The organism is Acinetobacter sp. UBA1297 (assembly GCF_002307755.1).
In the GTDB taxonomy this organism is placed as follows: Bacteria; Pseudomonadota; Gammaproteobacteria; order Pseudomonadales; family Moraxellaceae; genus Acinetobacter; species Acinetobacter radioresistens.
In genome coordinates this window covers 58,861-60,208 of the sequence record NZ_DBUF01000014.1, presented here as the reverse complement: position 1 = coordinate 60,208, position 1,348 = coordinate 58,861, and the positions used below count along the sequence as shown (strand labels likewise).

Below are 1,348 nucleotides of genomic sequence, written 5' to 3'. Positions count from 1 at the left end.
GTAAAAACACAACAACAAGACGAAACTGTGAGAATATGGCAATATATGACCTTTCAAATTTTGCACTGATTTCTTCGCCCATGAAGCTGCTCCGTCTGAATGCCCTGATGCCCGATTTTCAGCTGCCTGCAACTGCAGTGACAATTGGCAATTTTGATGGTGTCCATCTTGGACATCAGGCCATGATTGCTCAGCTTAAAACTGTTGCTGCCCAGAAGAATTTAAAAACACTGGTTATGCTGTTTGAGCCCCAACCACTAGAATACTTCAAAGGCTACGAAGCCCCTCCCCGTATCAGCTCACTACGTGAAAAAGTAGAGTATTTGACTGAACTTGGTGTGGACTATATTGCTGTAGCCAAATTCGATGACCAGTTCCGTAGCATGAGTGCAGAAGGCTTTGCGTCCCTTTTAAAAGATAAGCTTCATGCTCATAGCTTGGTATTGGGTGATGATTTTCATTTTGGAAAAAACCGGCAAGGCAATAGCGAATTTCTAAAAAACTATGGCTTTGCAGTCACTAATCTGAATACTGTCGACTTTCAGGGAGAGCGAGTCAGTTCGACACGGATCCGGCAGGTATTACAGCAGGGTGACCTGACTCTTGCTGCCCAGCTTTTAGGACGTCCCTACAGTATGGTGGGTCGAATTCAGTATGGTGACCAGATTGGGCGTACCTTAAATTTCCCGACCATTAATGTAGGGATGAACCGGCATAAGCCCTGCCTGCATGGGATTTATGCGGTAGAAGTAATCTCTGAGCATAGTTCTCTTGCTGCCAGAGTACGTCTGGAACACCCAGATTTACCCGGAATTGCAGGTTATGGACCGGAGAGTTTATTTGGTGCCGGACATGTGGGAACACGGCCCGCAATTCAGCAACAACAGCCAGAGTGGCGATTAGAAATACACTTTCCTGAGGTTTCTGCTAATCTGTATGGCTTGCTGGTGCGGGTCACTTTTTTAAAATATCTGCATGGTGAAGTAAATTATCCTTCGCTTGAAGCATTAAAGACCGGAATTGATAATGATATAGCCAAGCTCATTGAGTTTCGTAGAAATACCCCCAAATTCCCTGTTTAAATTCTGTTTTTTTTGATTGTAAAACCCGTCAGCGTTCAAGCTGATTGAACTGGAAGACAACTTGCATGAGCGATAAGCAAACTCCTGAAAATGCTGTGGATTATAAAGCCACACTAAATCTGCCGGGCACTGAATTTGCCATGAAGGCAAATCTGGCAGTACGTGAAGTAAAATGGTTAGAAGAGTGGTACGCCGACAACATTTATCAGCAGATTCGCACATCGCGTATTGGCAAGAAAAAATATATTCTGCATGATGGCCCTCCT

The 1,348-nt window shown here is 44.3% G+C and carries 2 protein-coding genes; both read left to right on the top strand.

The features are described from left to right. The first annotated feature begins 80 nt into the window (after positions 1-80). A complete protein-coding gene (gene ribF, locus B3R63_RS06520; RefSeq protein ID WP_286729333.1) occupies positions 81-1,082 on the top strand; it encodes a riboflavin biosynthesis protein RibF in 1,002 nt (333 codons plus the stop codon). A gap of 65 nt (positions 1,083-1,147) precedes the next feature. Next, positions 1,148-1,348, top strand: a 201-nt coding sequence (locus B3R63_RS06515; RefSeq protein WP_286729232.1) for a hypothetical protein, incomplete at its 3' end; no start/stop codon positions are given.